The sequence below is a fragment of the Paracoccus acridae genome (genome assembly GCF_014642735.1).
In the GTDB taxonomy this organism is placed as follows: Bacteria; Pseudomonadota; Alphaproteobacteria; order Rhodobacterales; family Rhodobacteraceae; genus Paracoccus; species Paracoccus acridae.
The window spans coordinates 58,772-72,308 of the sequence record NZ_BMIV01000003.1 but is presented as its reverse complement, the minus strand read 5'-3'; the positions used below and the strand labels follow the sequence as shown (position 1 = coordinate 72,308).

Sequence of the window (13,537 nt, the reverse complement as noted above, 5' to 3'; positions counted from 1 at the left end):
GTCGGGGGTTTCGCACGCCCCCAGTCTGCCGCATGGTGGCGGGGGTTGGACGCCGGGCTTGGCTCCTGGGATGTCCGTCCGGGCAAGGATAAGGGGGCACGACGATGTTCGATGATCTGACGCACCGTGTGGTGCAGGCGCCGATGGCGGGCACCTCGACCCCGGAACTGGCCGTGGCGGTCTGCGAAGCGGGCGGACTGGGCTTCGTGGCGCTTGGCGCCCTGGATGCGGAGGGCGCGCGCAAGGCGATCCGGGCAGTGCGGCGGGGAACGGACCGGGCCTTCGGGGTGAACCTGTTCTGCCATAGGCCCGCCCGTCGCGACCCGGCGCAAGAGGCCGCATGGATCGACACCCTGCGCCCGGTCTTCCAGCGGTTCGGGGCCAGCCCGCCCATGACCCTGTCCGAAATCTATCCCAGCTTTCGCGGCAATGACGCGATGCTGTCGGTGCTGCTGGCCGAGAGGCCGGCCATCGTCGGGTGTCATTTCGGCCTTCCCACGCCCGAACAGATCGCCGCCCTGAAAGGGGCGGGGTGCAAGCTGTGGGCGACGGCAACCTCGGTCGCCGAGGGGCAGGCGATTCGCGATGCAGGTTTCGACGTGATCGTGGCCCAAGGGTACGAGGCGGGGGGTCATCGAGGCATCTTCGACCCGGACAGTCCCGACAGCCGGCTGGATCATCTGGCGCTTGTGCGGGCGCTGATGCCGCTGGGCCTGCCGGTCGTGGCTGCGGGTGCGATCATGGACAGGGCGGCGGCGCGGGCGGCGATGGATGCGGGCGCGGTTGCGGTGCAATGCGGCACCGCCTTTCTGCGCGCGCCCGAAGCCGCGACCCCGCCTGCGCATCGGGCGGCGCTGTCGGGCGGGCGGACGGTGATGACCCGCGCGATTTCCGGCCGTCCGGCACGCTGCCTGGCCAATGATTTCACCGCAATCGACGACACGGGCGCGGCGGATTATCCGGTGGCCTATGACATCGGCAAGGCGCTGCACGCCGCCGCCATGGCGCAGGGAACCGCCGGATACGGGGCGTTCTGGGCGGGAACGGGCGCGGCGGCCAGCATCGCGCGGCCTGCGGCGGACACGGTGCGGGCGATCAGCCCGTGACGAAATCCCGCGCGCCATAGCCTTGCAGGTACAGCAGCGCCGTCAGGTCGCCGTGATTGATGCGGATGGGGGCCTGCGCGGCCACCGAGGGTTTGGCGTGCAGGGCCACGCCCGTTCCGGCCATCTGGATCATGCCCAGGTCGTTCGCGCCGTCGCCCACGGCGATCGCATCGGCGGGGGTCAGCCCCCGCGCGGCGGCGATCTGGATCAGCGCCTCGACCTTGGCCTCTCGCCCCAGGATCGGCAGCGCGACCTGGCCGGTCAGCAACCCGCCTTCCGCCAGCAGGGTGTTGGCGCGGTGTTCGTCGAAACCCAGCCGGTCGGCCACGGCTTGGGTAAAGGCGGTGAAGCCGCCCGACACAAGCGCCGTATAGGCCCCGTTGGCGCGCATCGTCGCCACCAGTTCCGCCCCGCCCGCAGCCATGGTGATGCGCGAGGCCAGGACATCGGCGATCACGCTGTCCTTCAACCCGGTCAGCAAGCCGACCCGTTCGGTCAGGGCGCCGTCGAAATCCAGCTCTCCGTTCATGGCGCGGGCGGTGATGTCGGCCACGCGGGGACCCACCCCCGCCATGTCGGCCAGTTCGTCGATGCATTCCTGCCCGATCATGGTCGAATCCATGTCGGCAAGCAGGATCGCCTTGCGCCGCCCCGCGGCGGGCTGGATCGCCAGATCCAGCGTCTGCTGCTGCAATTCCGCCCAGGTGTCCTGGAAATCGGCGGGTTCGGTTGGCACGTCGAACTCGGCCGCGACGCGGGGGTTCAGCCAGCGGATCGGCCCGCCCCCCCAGCGATGGGCCAGGGCTTGCGCGACATCCTCGGTCAGGTTGGCGCGCAGGGGCGATGCGATCAGCGAGACGGTGAACATGGGCCGGGCCTCCTTTGGCGGGGGTCTAGGCCAAAGCGGCAGGCTGCGCCAGAGCCGGGCGGCGGATGCCCAGGAAGGGACCGTCGCCCGCGGCCTCGATCCGCGCCAGCGCGTCAGGGATGGCTTCGACGATCACGGCCATGGCAAAGGCCGTCGCGTGGATCATGCGGTCCGGTCCCATCGCCAGGGCCACATGGCCCGGCCAGAACAGCAGGTCGCCGCGCCGGATGTCGTCCACGGCCGGAAAGGCCACGCGTTGCAGATCGCTGTCGCCGGGGCAGGGAATGTCGCAGGCGGTCAGCGCGGCCTGGACCAGCCCGGAACAGTCGATGCCCCAGCGGCTGTTGCCGCCCCACAGATAAGGGGTTCCCAGCAGGCTTTCGGCGACGGGCACCGGATCCGGTGCGGGTCGGTCGCCGACATGCTGGACGGGAACGAAGCCGCCGGTCGCCAGCCGGGCGAACCGCCCCTCGATCCCCGCGACAGACAGGCGGGCGCCGATCGACAGGCTGGCGGTCTCTCGCTGCTTCATGTCGGGCGCGGGATAGACATGCGTCGCGGGCGCCGTCACCCGGTGGGTGATGGGTGGCAGATCCGTGCCCAGTGCGGCGGCGGGCAACCAGCCGCAATAGCCGTCAAGCGCGGCCTGAACGAAGCACCAGTCGCCGCGCGTCTCGATCACCGTCACGTCGGCGCCGAAATTGACCTGCCGGTCGCGGCGGCCGTCCGGCGCGGTCATCAGATCGGCCAGAGGCACCGTCAGCCGCGCGGGATGGCCGGGGGTATAGGCGGGACGTTCGATCACGCCCGCCAGGCTTTCCAGGGCGACGCGATCCGTGGCGGGGGTCAGGCGCCGGTCCAGCGTCATGATGCGTCCGCGGGCAGGATCTGCGGCAGCGCGGCGAGGATCGCCCGCGCCCCCTGGCCCACGCCGCCCTTGGGGCGACCTGGGGCCAGCACCGGCTGCCAGCCATAGATGTCCATGTGGACGTAGCGCCCGCATCCTTGGGCAAAGCGGCGCAGGAACAGCGCCGCCGTGACCGATCCCGCCATCCCGCCCGAGGGCGCGTTGTCCAGATCCGCGATCGGCGGCTCGATCTGCGATTCGTAGCCATCCCAGAAGGGCATCCGCCAGAGGGGATCGCGCACGGCCATCGCGGCGCGGGACAGCGCATCGGCGGTCGCATCGTCGTCGCAATAGAAGGGCGGCAGGTCGGGGCCAAGCGCCACCCGCGCCGCCCCCGTCAGCGTCGCCAGCGAGATCATCAGGTCGGGCGATTCCTCGGCACCCAGCGTCAGCGCATCGGCCAGGATCAGGCGGCCTTCGGCATCGGTGTTGTTCACCTCGACCGTCAGGCCCTTGCGGCTGGTCAGCACGTCGCCGGGGCGGAAGGACGCCGCCGAAACGCTGTTCTCCACCACCGGCAGCAGGACGCGGATCCGCATCCGGTCGGCCGCGCCGGTCAGCGCCAGCATCTTCAGCAGACCAAGCGCGGTCGCCGCCCCGCCCATGTCCTTCTTCATCAGCAGCATCGAGGCCGAGGGCTTGATGTCCAGCCCGCCAGTGTCGAAACACACGCCCTTGCCCACGACCGTCAGGCGCGGCCCGTTGTTGCCCAGGCGGATGTCGATCAGGCGCGGGGCCTGTTCGGCGGCGCGCCCGACCGCGTGGATCATCGGCAGGTTCGCGTCCAGCAGGTCCGGGCCGGCCGTGACCGTCACGGATGCGCCGACCTCAGCCGCCAGGGCGCGGGCCGCGGCTTCCAGATCGTCCGGCCCCATGTCGTTGGCGGGGGTGTTGATCAGGTCGCGCGTCAGAAACTCTCCGGCCGCCTGGGCGCGGATCCGGGCGGCATCGACGCCTTCGGGGCAAATGAATTGCGGCCCGTCCTGGGCCGCCCCCTTGTAGCGGGTGAAGCGGTACTGTCCCAGCAGCAGCGCCAGGGCAGCCTCGTCCGGGTCCAGTCCTTCGGGCAAGGCGGGGCGCCAGATGCCGGGCGGCAGGGCCGTGGCATGGGCCAGCGCGAAACGGGTGCGGTTTGCCCGGGTCCGGTCGCCCAGCCCCAGGAAGGCGCCCGCCAGCCCGCCCGAGGCATTGGGCAGCAGGCAGATTTCCCCCAGCTTCGCCGAAAACCCGGCCGAGGCGGGCCAGGGTCCGGCCTGGTCCGCCAGCGGATCGCCCTTCCAGACGGCCCACAGCGGCAGGGCGTCGGCGGATTCGGGGGCGAAATCTGGGAGCATGAGACAATCCTTGTCTGTCGGCCTTGTCTGTCGGGCCTTGTCTGTCGGGCGCGACATTACAACCTGCGCCCCGGCCCGCAAGCCTAGCCAAGCCCGGACCTGTCCCAGATGGCCGTCAGGGACCGGTTGCCGACCCGCATCAGCCGGGCATGGACGGCGGGCAGGGCGATGGGGTCGCGCCGTTCCGCGCAGCCGCCCAGGTCCATGGCCACGCCTGCCAGCGACAACAGCCCGATCTGCCAGGCAAGCCGGGCCAGCAGGTCCGACTGGCGCGCGATCTCGGGCAGGTCTTCCGCGCTGACTGCACGGTCGGCCGCAGTCAGCGCGCCCGCCAGTTGTTCAAGCGCCAGGCCGATGACATTCTGGGCCGCCGTTTCGCCCAGTTCGGTGACGATGTCGCCGACGCGCCGGGAATCGACCCGAACGGGTTCCGATACGGCCAACGCCATGATTTGTGCCATCTGCCTTACCTTCATCTTCTTGCACGTCCGGTCCCCGCAACATGGGGCCTTGCCATGAAGAAAGGCTTGATGGCGGCAAAAGAAACCTCTCGAATTTGTTTCAATCCCCGCCTATCAAGCAGCGTGACAAGAGAGGTGAGACATGCACAACATCCGCCCCCTGCCGCACTATCTGGTTGGCCGTTTCCACGGCTGGCGGGCCACGTCCTATTCCGAAAACAGCGCCTGGTATCGCCGTCTGGCGACCGATGGACAGCGTCCGCGCGCCATGGTGATCTCCTGCTGCGACAGCCGCGTCCATGTCACCAGCATCTTCGGCGCGGATTCGGGCGAATTCTTCATCCACCGCAACATCGCCAACCTGGTGCCGCCCTATGCGCCGGACGGGCTGCAGCACGGCACCTCGGCCGCGGTGGAATATGCGGTGCAGGCGCTGAAGGTGGCCCATCTGATCATCGTGGGCCATACCAGCTGCGGCGGTGTCGCGGGCTGTCATGCCATGTGTTCGGGCCGCGCCCCCGAGCTTGAGGAGAAGACCAGCTTCGTGGGCCGCTGGATGGATGTCCTGCGCCCCGGCTATGATCGGGTGAAGGACCTGCCCGAGGACCAGCAGGTCGCGGCCCTGGAACGCGAGGCGGTGCTGGTGTCAATCGAGAACCTGATGACCTTCCCCTTCGTCAAGGCGGCGGTCGAATCGGGCCAGATGTCGATCCACGGCCTTGTCCACGACATCAGCGAGGGCACCCTGGTCCAGGCCGTCGAAGGCGGCCGCAGCTGGGTGGAAGTCTGATCCGGGATAAAGGGATGCCCGGCGCCCCTCAGGCGTCGGGCTTCCAGCGGATCACGCGCCACAGATAAAGCGCGATGATCCCGATCACGACCGCCGTGGACAGCGGATCGATCCAGTGTTCGACATTTTCGTACTGGTCTTCCAGCAGATAACCGGCAACCGCCAGCCCGCCCGACCAGATGAAGCTGCCAAGCGCGGTGAACAGCAGGAACTGCCCCTGCGGCATCCGTTCGATCCCTGCGGGGATCGAGATCAGCGTGCGCACGGTGGGGACGAAGCGGCCGAAGAAGACGATGGCCCGGCCGTAACGGTTGAACCAGCCCTCGGCCGCTTCGAATTCCGACAGGGTCAGGGTCAGCCAGCGGCCGTGGCTGGCGATCAGGCGGCGCAGCCGGTGCGCCCCGAAGGCGTGCCCGACCAGGTACCACAGCCAAGCCCCCGCCAGCGATCCCAGCCCCCCGGCCAGGATGGCCAGCCACAAGGGCGTGCCGCCGCGCGCGGCGTTGAAGCCTGCAAGCGGCATGATCAGTTCCGACGGGATCGGCGGAAAGACGTTTTCCAGCAGCATCAGCGCGGCGATAGCCAGGGCCCCGCCGCTGTCAAGGAAAGCCGCGATCCAGTCGAACACCCGGTCAGCCCTTCTTCAGGACGCGATTGCCCAGCAGTTCGGCGATCTGCACCGCGTTCAGCGCCGCGCCCTTGCGCAGGTTGTCGCTGACGCACCACAGGTTCAGGCCGTTTTCGACGGTCACGTCCTGGCGGATGCGGCTGACGAAGGTGGCGAAATCGCCCACGCATTCGACCGGCGTGGTGTATCCGCCGGGTTCACGCTTGTCCACGACCAGGATGCCCGGCGCCTCGCGCAGGATGTCGCGGGCCTCGTCCTCGTCCAGGAAATCCTCGAACTCGATGTTGATGGACTCCGAATGGCCGACAAAGACCGGGACGCGCACGCAGGTCGCGGTGACCTTGATCGCGGGGTCGAGGATCTTCTTCGTCTCGGCCGCCATCTTCCATTCTTCCTTGGTGTCGCCGCTGTCCAGGAAGACGTCGATCTGCGGGATCACGTTGAAGGCGATCTGCTTCTGGAACTTCTTGGGCTCTTTTTCCTGACCCGGCACATACATGCCCTTGGTCTGGTCCCACAGCTCGTCCATGCCGTCCTTGCCGGCGCCCGACACCGACTGATAGGTCGAAACCACCACGCGCTTGATGCGCGCACGGTCATGCAGCGGCTTCAGCGCCACCACCATCTGCGCGGTCGAGCAGTTGGGGTTCGCGATGATCATCTTGTTCTTGTAGTCGTGGATCGCCTCGGGGTTCACCTCGGGCACGATCAGCGGGATCTGCGGGTCGTAGCGATAGAGCGACGAGTTGTCGATCACCACGCAGCCGGCCTGGGCGGCGCGGGGGGCGTGGATCTTGGTCGCGTCCGATCCGATCGCGAACAGCGCGAGGTCCCAGCCGGTGAAGTCGAACTGCTCGATGTCCTTCACCTTGAGGGTCTTGTCGCCGAAGCTGACTTCGGTGCCCTGCGACCGGCGCGAGGCCAGCACGGCAATCTCATCCACCGGGAACATGCGTTCTTCCAGGATGTTCAGCATTTCGCGGCCCACATTCCCCGTGGCGCCGGCGACGACGACTTTGTACCCCATCTCCTTGGGACTCCTTTTCTGGCGGTCGGGTGCGTTTAGCGCATGGGGGGGTGCAAGGGAAGGGGAAAGGCCCGGCCACCCGACCGGCGCATGGGTCACGCCAATGTCATCCGCCGGCCGGGCCGGGCGCGCTATCCTTGACCGAACCAAACGGGAAAGGCCGGCCCATGTTCAGCATCCTTCGCCCCGCGCTTCTGGCCCTTGCGGTCCTGGCCCCTGTGGCGCCCCCCGCCCTGGCCCATCACGGCTGGTCCTGGGCCGAGGCCGAGCAGTCGCGCCTGGAAGGCGTGATCGAGGACATCTCGATGGCGCCGCCCCATCCCAGCCTTCGGGTCAGGGCGGCCGATGGCACGGTCTGGTTCGTCGAACTGGGCAATCCGGGCCGGACCACGCGGTCGGGCTTCGGGCCGGACACCGCCGCCGTGGGCGACGCCGTCACCGTGATCGGCAACCGCGACCGCGACCGGGCCGAGGCGCATATCAAGGCCGTCCGCATCGTCATCGACGGCCGGAACTATGACATGTATCCCGAACGCATCCGGCCCGACTGACGGGTGGTGGAGCTTGCGGCCTGGATCGAGGCGTCGAGCCTGGCGCGGGTGCTGCGCGGGTCGGGCACCCTGTACATGGTCCTGAACGCCACGCATATCCTGGGGATCGGGCTGCTGCTGGGCGCGATCCTGCCGCTGGATCTGCGGATCCTGGGCGTGCTGCGCGGGCCGTCCCTGGCCGTGATCGGCCCCTTCCTGTCGCGCATGGCGGGCGCGGGGCTGGGGCTGGCGGTGCTGACGGGGTTCTGCCTGTGGTCGGTCGGCGCGACCGAATACCTGGACAATGCTGCCTTCCGGTGGAAGCTGGTGCTGCTGGCGGCGGCGCTTGGCAATGTCGCCCTGCTGCACCGTCTGGGCTGGCAAAGGGTCGTGGTCACCGGGGTCGCCGACAGGGCCACGCGGGTGCTGGCCGCGATCTCGGCGGCGCTGTGGCTGTCGGTGCTGCTGGCGGGCCGCTGGATCGGGTTTCTCTAGGCCAGGCTCAGGCGGGCATCGCTGCGGCGCAGATCCGCGACCCAGGCGGCTTCGGCGCCGAAGTCGTGGGGCACCTGGTCGGCGGTGCGCCGGCCCGACAGGCTTTGGCTGGCGAAGAAATCGAAGCCGTAAAGGGTCAGGCTTGCCAGCGGCGACCGCAGCAGCAGGTCGATCAGCATCGCCCCGGTGGTCGGCGGCGCGGCAAGGCGGTCCTTCAGCGCGTGATAGTCGGGCAGGGGATGCAGATAGAAACCGGAGCTGCTGGCGACCCGCCAGCCCAGCCGCTTGCGCTTGGGCGACATCCACAACAGACGCGACGGGTTCAGGCGGTCGCGATCCTCGTCGGCCAGGCGGACCGCCAGGGCCAGCCAGTTGGTGCGGGTGCCGTGGCTGTCGGGGCTGGGCATCGGCGCCCGGTTGATGCGGATCACCAGGTCGGCGGCGTCGATGGCCGCGCCGTGACGGGTTTGCGCCAGAGACCGAGCATTGCCGATCAGCGCGACGCGTTTGCCTTCCAGGTCCGCCAGCAGGTTGCCTTGCGGGACGGACAGGGACTGCAGCGCGGTTTCATCGCGCATCAGGCGGGCGGAATAGAAGGACAGCTTGTTCATGGCCGGGCCAGCAACTCGTTGTAGATTTCGACCAAGGCGCGGGCCTCGCCTTCGATGGCGTGGTTGGTGGCGACGTGGTCGCGGGCCGCGCGTCCTGCGGCGGCGCGGGCCGCGTCATCGTCCAGCCAGTGGCGCAGGGCTTCGGTCAGCGCATCCAGATCGTCGGGCGGCACGAGGCTGCCGGTGACGCCGTCGCGGATCAGCGTTTCATAGGCGCCGACGCGGGCCGCGACCGCGGGCACGCCGCAGGCCATCGCCTCCAGCGGCGTCAGGCCGAAGCCCTCCCACCGGGCGGGGGCCGCGAACAGGTCGAGCGCCTGATAATGGCGCACCACCTGGTCCCAGGGAAGTTCGCCCAGGAAGCGGATGCGGTCTTCCAGACCTGCTGACCGGATTTCCTCCAGCAATTCGTCGGCGAAGGCGCGGTTGTCGGGCGTGATGCGTCCGGTGAAGACGATCTGCACGCGCGGGCGGTCCGGCAGCAGCCGCAGCCCCGCGCGGACCAGAAGATCCACGCCCTTCTGCGCGCGCACCCGGCCGAAGCAGCCGATCAGCACCGCATCGGGGTCAAGGCCGAGTTCGCGCCGCAGCGTCGCCTTGTCGGCGGGTGGTTGGAAAATGTCGGTATCAACGCCGTGCATCACCACCGTCGCGGGCCGGTCCAGATAGCGGGCCGCCTTGTCCGATGTCGCGACAAGCGCGTCCTGTTGGCGGATCAGCCATTTGGTGAATCCCGTATGGCGGCGCTGCGCGGCGGATGTGAACAGCAGCCGGTACTTGCGCCGCAGCAGGTGCCGCAGGATCAGGCCAAGCGCCATTTCCGTGTTGCGCCGCGCGTGCCAGACCCGCCAGCGGTCGCGCGGCATCAGGGCCGCGCGGATCAGGGGGATATGCGGCACCTCGGGCGGCAGGCCGGGGCCGGTGGCGCGGATCGCGATGGTGCGGGCCTGCACCGGGATCAGCCGGACCACGGTCGCGGTGACGCCCGACAGGCGGCGCTTGAGGTTGGGGGCGATGACCAGCGGGTCGGCCGGCGATTCAGGCATTCCGGGCCTCGGGCGTCAGGAAATACAGGGCGAAGCCGATGGCAAGCGGGATCAGGAAGAACCCGAACAGCATGGCGAAGGCCTGCGGCGGGGCATAGGCCGCGGCGGCCGCCTGGAACACCGGGCGCGAGGCAAACTGCATCACGCCGACGCCGCCGATGGAGATCATGTTGAGGAAGGTCACCCCCCGCCCCACTAGGTGATCGGGCAAAAATGACCGCCCATGCGCCATCAGCAGCACATAGCCGGCGCCCGACAGGCCGATCAGCGCCAGCAGCACGACCGCCGCCGCCAGCCCCGGATCGGGGTTCATGACCAGGAACCCCATCACCGCCAGCGTGCAGCCCGTGAAGATCAGCACCGTCCGGCGCAGGCTGCCCACCAGCCGCACGGCCGGGGCCACCAGGAAATTGCCCGCGATCATCGCCAGACCCATCGCCAGCGTCGCCCGGCCGATCAGCACGGCATCGGCCTCGAAGACGCGTTCCAGATAGGGCGCGGCCCACAGCCCCCGGATCGCGCCCGAGGCTGCGTAGTTCACGAAGAACAGGGGCAGGATGAACCACAGCGCGCGGATGCGCAGCACCTCGGCCAGCGAACCCTGCGGCTGGTCCGCGCCCAGCCTGGCGGGATCGCGCACGGTGCCCGCGATCAGCACCGCCACCGCCACGGTCGCCACCCCAAGGCCCGCCATGGTCGCGCGCCAGCCAAGCGCCTCGATGGCCCAGACCAGCGGTGTCGCCCCCAGGATATTGCCCAGCGAGCCGAAGCCCACGATCATCCCCGCCATTCCCCCGAAGGCCGCAGACGGATATTCGCGGGCGATGATGTAGTATGACCCCATCAGCGCCGGCGCGCAGCCCACGCCCAGCAGGGCCATCGCCAGATGCAGGTGCCAGGGCGCCTGGGCCAGGGCGAAAGCCGCCGCCCCCGCGCCGCCCGCGCCGCCCAGCAGCAGGGCCACCGTCAGGCGCGGCCCGATCCGGTCCAGCATCCGCCCCACGGGGATCTGCATCAGGGCGAAGGCCGCGAACCACAGCCCGGACGACAGCGCCAGGTCCCCCGGCCTGGCCCCCAGTTCCACCCCCAGGACCGGCGTCAGCACCGCCAGGAAGGCGCGATAGAACTGGCTGAGGACATAGGCCAGCACGAGGCTGACGATGCCCACGGAAATGGCTGGCATGCGCGGTGCTTCCCCTTCGCGGCGTCGCGCGCAGGCTGGGCCATCGCGGCGCCGGGTGCAAGACGTGCAATTCCGCGGGCCAGACCTTTGGCGCGCCCGCCCCCGCTTGACCCCATCCCGGCGCCCGTCTAACCCGGAACCCGCGTCAAGAGGGAGGCCCGCATGTCCGACAGCTATTCGCTTCTTATCCTGCCCGGCGACGGGATCGGCCCCGAGGTCATGGCCGAGGTCGTGAAGGTCATCGACTGGTTCGGGGCCAATCGCGGCATGTCCTTCGACATCCGGCACGGACTGGTCGGCGGCGCCGCCTATGACGCGCATGGCACGCCCCTGACGGACGAAACGATGGCTGAGGCTCAGGCCGTGGACGCGGTCCTGCTGGGTGCGGTCGGCGGGCCCAAATACGACGTGCTGGATTTCAGCGTCAAACCCGAGCGCGGCCTGTTGCGCCTGCGCAAGGAATTGGATCTTTACGCCAACCTGCGCCCGGCGCAGTGCTTTGACGCGCTCGCCGATTTCAGCAGCCTCAAGCGCGAGGTGGTGGCGGGCCTCGACATCCTGATCGTGCGGGAACTGACCTCGGGCGTCTATTTCGGCGAGCCGCGTGGCATCCATGCCGACGGCAACAACCCCGACAACGAGGGCGGCCGCGTCGGCATCAACACCCAGCGTTACACCAGCGGAGAGATCCGCCGCGTGGCCCGGTCCGCCTTCGAACTTGCGCGCCGCCGCAACAACAAGGTCTGCTCGATGGAGAAGGCCAATGTGATGGAATCCGGCATCCTCTGGCGCGAGGAGGTGCAGTGGGTCCATGACAACGAATATCCCGACGTGGACCTGACCCACATGTATGCCGACAACGGCGCGATGCAGCTGGTGCGCAACCCGCGCCAGTTCGACGTGATCGTGACCGACAACCTGTTCGGCGACCTTCTGTCGGACGCCGCCGCGATGCTGACCGGGTCGCTGGGGATGCTGCCCTCGGCATCCTTGGGCGCGCCGATGGCGAATGGCCGGCCCAAGGCGATGTACGAACCCGTCCATGGCAGCGCGCCCGACATCGCGGGGCAGGGCAAGGCCAACCCGATCGCCTGCATCCTGTCCTTCGCCATGGCGCTGCGCTATTCCTTCGACGAAGGCCAGGCGGCCTCCGACCTGGAACGGGCGGTGGAAAAGGTGCTGGCGGACGGCGTGCGCACGGCCGACCTGATGGGTCCCGACGGCGGCACGCCCGTGTCCACCGCCGAGATGGGCGACCGGATCGTCGCGGCCCTGTCGCAAGCCTGATGGAAGCCGCGTCCAACGTCCGTGGCGCGGCCCTCGCCCTGCTGGCGATGGGCATCTATGCGACGCATGACGCGGTCATCAAGGTGCTTGGGGCGCAGTATCCTGCGCTCCAGGTGCTGTTCTTTTCGTCGCTGCTGTCCTTTCCGCTGGTGATGGTCATCATCATGCGCGATCCCACGCCCGGCACGCTGCGGCCCGCCAATCCCGGCTGGGTCGCGGTCCGCACGGTGGTGGGGGTGATCGCCGGGATGGGCAGCTTCTTCGCCTTTTCGCAACTGCCCCTGGCGCAGGTTTATTCGATCCTGTTCGCGGCGCCGCTGCTGGTCACGATCCTGTCGATCCCGCTTCTGGGCGAGAAGGTCGGCCCGCACCGCTGGGCGGCGGTGGTGATCGGCCTTCTCGGGGTGCTGGTCGTGCTGCGGCCGGGCGCGCAGTCGCTGGGATGGGGCCATCTCGCGGCGCTCGCCTCGGCCATCGCATCGGCCACGACGGCGGTGATCCTGCGCAAGCTGGGCCGGTCGGAACGCCCTTTGGTGCTGTTGATGTGGCCGATGCTGGGCAACTTCCTGGCCACCGGCGCCTCGCTGACCATCGGCTATCGCCCGATGGAACTGCCGCATTTGGCCCTTGCCGGGGTGATCGCCTGCCTGGGCCTTGTCGCGGGCTTCCTGCTGATCCTGGCCTATCGTGCCGGAGAGGCCGCGATCGTCGCGCCGATGCAGTATTCGCAGATCCTCTGGGCCACCGCCTATGGCTGGATCTTCTTCGACGAAGTTCTGGACCTGCCGACCTTCGCCGGCGCCACGATCATCATCGCATCGGGCATCTATATCGTCTGGCGCGAAGGCCGGGGCGGCAATTCCGCCAACCGCCCGGTGATCGCCTCTCGCATCCGGGCGGAAACGGTGACGGCGCCGCGCACGTCGCTTCTGCAAAGAATATGGCCGCCGCGCCCCTGACGGGGCTTGCAATCCCGCCCGCCCCGCGCTACCTGCCCCGTCACGGTCGGAGCGTAGCGCAGCCTGGTAGCGCACCTGCTTCGGGAGCAGGGGGTCGGAGGTTCGAATCCTCTCGCTCCGACCAGTTTTCCCGTATGGATTGCCACTGAAGTCTTCCTCGAATGGTCACCATTCCTTCTTCGAGGCAGCGAGGCTGACGGAAGGCGCGAAGAATCACGCCCACGCTTCTCGCCGATGTTTTTCCCTTTGGCAGCAGGCTGAGATCGTCCTGGCATCAAGCTTGGCAAAGCGACCAGATGCCTTGG

Annotated in this window: 15 protein-coding genes and 1 tRNA gene; 7 read left to right on the top strand and 9 right to left on the bottom strand. The window is 68.8% G+C overall.

The genetic code is table 11. The features are described 5' to 3' along the window. The first annotated feature begins 104 nt into the window (after positions 1-104). Complete coding sequence (locus tag IEX25_RS05695) at positions 105-1,106, top strand: NAD(P)H-dependent flavin oxidoreductase (protein WP_188714406.1); 1,002 nt, start codon at positions 105-107, stop codon at positions 1,104-1,106. On the opposite strand, the gene serB is transcribed toward IEX25_RS05695, so the two are convergent. The 4 genes from serB to IEX25_RS05675 all read right to left on the bottom strand — a co-directional run bounded on the left by serB (position 1,096) and on the right by IEX25_RS05675 (position 4,676). Continuing rightward, the gene (gene serB / locus IEX25_RS05690; protein ID WP_188714405.1) at positions 1,096-1,974 is read right to left on the bottom strand and encodes a phosphoserine phosphatase SerB; all 879 of its coding nucleotides are present in this window, start codon (positions 1,972-1,974) and stop codon (positions 1,096-1,098) included. The two genes, IEX25_RS05695 and serB, sit on opposite strands and share 11 nt — an antisense overlap. A 25-nt stretch (positions 1,975-1,999) precedes the next feature. Continuing rightward, positions 2,000-2,842 (bottom strand): C40 family peptidase, encoded by an 843-nt coding sequence (locus tag IEX25_RS05685; RefSeq protein ID WP_188714404.1) that lies wholly within the window; start codon positions 2,840-2,842, stop codon positions 2,000-2,002. Beyond that, positions 2,839-4,215 carry a leucyl aminopeptidase family protein gene (locus IEX25_RS05680; RefSeq protein ID WP_188714403.1) on the bottom strand — a complete coding sequence of 459 codons (1,377 nt, stop codon included), beginning with the start codon at positions 4,213-4,215 and terminating at the stop codon, positions 2,839-2,841. The genes IEX25_RS05685 and IEX25_RS05680 overlap by 4 nt, the downstream gene beginning before the upstream one ends. Before the next feature lie 83 nt (positions 4,216-4,298). Next, positions 4,299-4,676, bottom strand: coding sequence for a hypothetical protein (locus tag IEX25_RS05675; protein ID WP_188714402.1), 378 nt, complete (start codon positions 4,674-4,676; stop codon positions 4,299-4,301). Positions 4,677-4,818: 142 nt separating this feature from the next. Between IEX25_RS05675 and IEX25_RS05670 the strand changes: the two genes are divergently transcribed. Beyond that, on the top strand, positions 4,819-5,466 hold the full coding sequence (locus tag IEX25_RS05670) for a carbonic anhydrase (RefSeq protein ID WP_188714401.1): 648 nt from the start codon (positions 4,819-4,821) through the stop codon (positions 5,464-5,466). A 28-nt stretch (positions 5,467-5,494) separates the two neighbouring features. Here IEX25_RS05670 and IEX25_RS05665 read toward each other — a convergent pair whose 3' ends face one another. Further along, positions 5,495-6,094 (bottom strand): DedA family protein, encoded by a 600-nt coding sequence (locus tag IEX25_RS05665; RefSeq protein WP_188714400.1) that lies wholly within the window; start codon positions 6,092-6,094, stop codon positions 5,495-5,497. Between the two features lie 4 nt (positions 6,095-6,098). Beyond that, positions 6,099-7,121 carry an aspartate-semialdehyde dehydrogenase gene (locus IEX25_RS05660; protein WP_103172541.1) on the bottom strand — a complete coding sequence of 341 codons (1,023 nt, stop codon included), beginning with the start codon at positions 7,119-7,121 and terminating at the stop codon, positions 6,099-6,101. A gap of 167 nt (positions 7,122-7,288) precedes the next feature. On the opposite strand from IEX25_RS05660, the gene IEX25_RS05655 reads away from it, so the two are divergent. Both IEX25_RS05655 and IEX25_RS05650 read left to right on the top strand, forming a co-directional pair. Next, a complete protein-coding gene (locus IEX25_RS05655; protein WP_188714399.1) occupies positions 7,289-7,672 on the top strand; it encodes a DUF6152 family protein in 384 nt (127 codons plus the stop codon). Between the two features lie 6 nt (positions 7,673-7,678). Further along, entirely contained in the window at positions 7,679-8,146 is a 468-nt protein-coding gene (locus IEX25_RS05650) for a DUF2214 domain-containing protein (RefSeq protein ID WP_229665065.1), read from the top strand. Here the strand turns inward: IEX25_RS05650 and IEX25_RS05645 are convergent. The 3 genes from IEX25_RS05645 to IEX25_RS05635 are packed head-to-tail and all read right to left on the bottom strand — an operon-like array spanning position 8,143 to position 10,986. Continuing rightward, a complete protein-coding gene (locus IEX25_RS05645) occupies positions 8,143-8,757 on the bottom strand; it encodes a glycosyltransferase family 29 protein (protein ID WP_188714397.1) in 615 nt (204 codons plus the stop codon). The genes IEX25_RS05650 and IEX25_RS05645 overlap by 4 nt on opposite strands. Then, on the bottom strand, positions 8,754-9,803 hold the full coding sequence (locus IEX25_RS05640) for a glycosyltransferase family 4 protein (RefSeq protein WP_188714396.1): 1,050 nt from the start codon (positions 9,801-9,803) through the stop codon (positions 8,754-8,756). Before IEX25_RS05640 ends, IEX25_RS05645 begins: the two co-directional genes overlap by 4 nt. Next, positions 9,796-10,986 carry an MFS transporter gene (locus tag IEX25_RS05635; protein ID WP_188714395.1) on the bottom strand — a complete coding sequence of 397 codons (1,191 nt, stop codon included), beginning with the start codon at positions 10,984-10,986 and terminating at the stop codon, positions 9,796-9,798. Before IEX25_RS05635 ends, IEX25_RS05640 begins: the two co-directional genes overlap by 8 nt. A 162-nt stretch (positions 10,987-11,148) precedes the next feature. Here IEX25_RS05635 and leuB point away from each other — a divergent pair, with 162 nt between their 5' ends. The 3 genes from leuB (at position 11,149) to IEX25_RS05620 (ending at position 13,356) form a co-directional block, all read left to right on the top strand. Then, complete coding sequence (gene leuB, locus IEX25_RS05630; protein ID WP_188714394.1) at positions 11,149-12,273, top strand: 3-isopropylmalate dehydrogenase; 1,125 nt, start codon at positions 11,149-11,151, stop codon at positions 12,271-12,273. Further along, positions 12,273-13,232: a DMT family transporter gene (locus IEX25_RS05625; RefSeq protein WP_188714393.1), complete on the top strand. Its 960-nt coding sequence runs from the start codon at positions 12,273-12,275 to the stop codon at positions 13,230-13,232. Before leuB ends, IEX25_RS05625 begins: the two co-directional genes overlap by 1 nt. 47 nt (positions 13,233-13,279) lie before the next feature. Then, positions 13,280-13,356 (top strand) — tRNA-Pro (locus IEX25_RS05620). Positions 13,357-13,537: the final 181 nt, after the last annotated feature.

Excerpts from the sequence above, each read along its gene's own strand:
- IEX25_RS05635 (WP_188714395.1), bottom strand. The coding sequence starts at position 10,986 with ATGCCAGCCATTTCCGTGGGCATCGTCAGCCTCGTGCTGGCCTATGTC.
- leuB (WP_188714394.1), top strand. The coding sequence starts at position 11,149 with ATGTCCGACAGCTATTCGCTTCTTATCCTGCCCGGCGACGGGATCGGC.
- IEX25_RS05640 (WP_188714396.1), bottom strand. The coding sequence starts at position 9,803 with ATGCCTGAATCGCCGGCCGACCCGCTGGTCATCGCCCCCAACCTCAAG.
- IEX25_RS05655 (WP_188714399.1), top strand. The coding sequence starts at position 7,289 with ATGTTCAGCATCCTTCGCCCCGCGCTTCTGGCCCTTGCGGTCCTGGCC.
- serB (WP_188714405.1), bottom strand. The coding sequence starts at position 1,974 with ATGTTCACCGTCTCGCTGATCGCATCGCCCCTGCGCGCCAACCTGACC.
- IEX25_RS05625 (WP_188714393.1), top strand. The coding sequence starts at position 12,273 with ATGGAAGCCGCGTCCAACGTCCGTGGCGCGGCCCTCGCCCTGCTGGCG.
- IEX25_RS05670 (WP_188714401.1), top strand. The coding sequence starts at position 4,819 with ATGCACAACATCCGCCCCCTGCCGCACTATCTGGTTGGCCGTTTCCAC.
- IEX25_RS05660 (WP_103172541.1), bottom strand. The coding sequence starts at position 7,121 with ATGGGGTACAAAGTCGTCGTCGCCGGCGCCACGGGGAATGTGGGCCGC.
- IEX25_RS05675 (WP_188714402.1), bottom strand. The coding sequence starts at position 4,676 with ATGGCACAAATCATGGCGTTGGCCGTATCGGAACCCGTTCGGGTCGAT.
- IEX25_RS05680 (WP_188714403.1), bottom strand. The coding sequence starts at position 4,215 with ATGCTCCCAGATTTCGCCCCCGAATCCGCCGACGCCCTGCCGCTGTGG.
- IEX25_RS05695 (WP_188714406.1), top strand. The coding sequence starts at position 105 with ATGTTCGATGATCTGACGCACCGTGTGGTGCAGGCGCCGATGGCGGGC.
- IEX25_RS05645 (WP_188714397.1), bottom strand. The coding sequence starts at position 8,757 with ATGAACAAGCTGTCCTTCTATTCCGCCCGCCTGATGCGCGATGAAACC.
- IEX25_RS05685 (WP_188714404.1), bottom strand. The coding sequence starts at position 2,842 with ATGACGCTGGACCGGCGCCTGACCCCCGCCACGGATCGCGTCGCCCTG.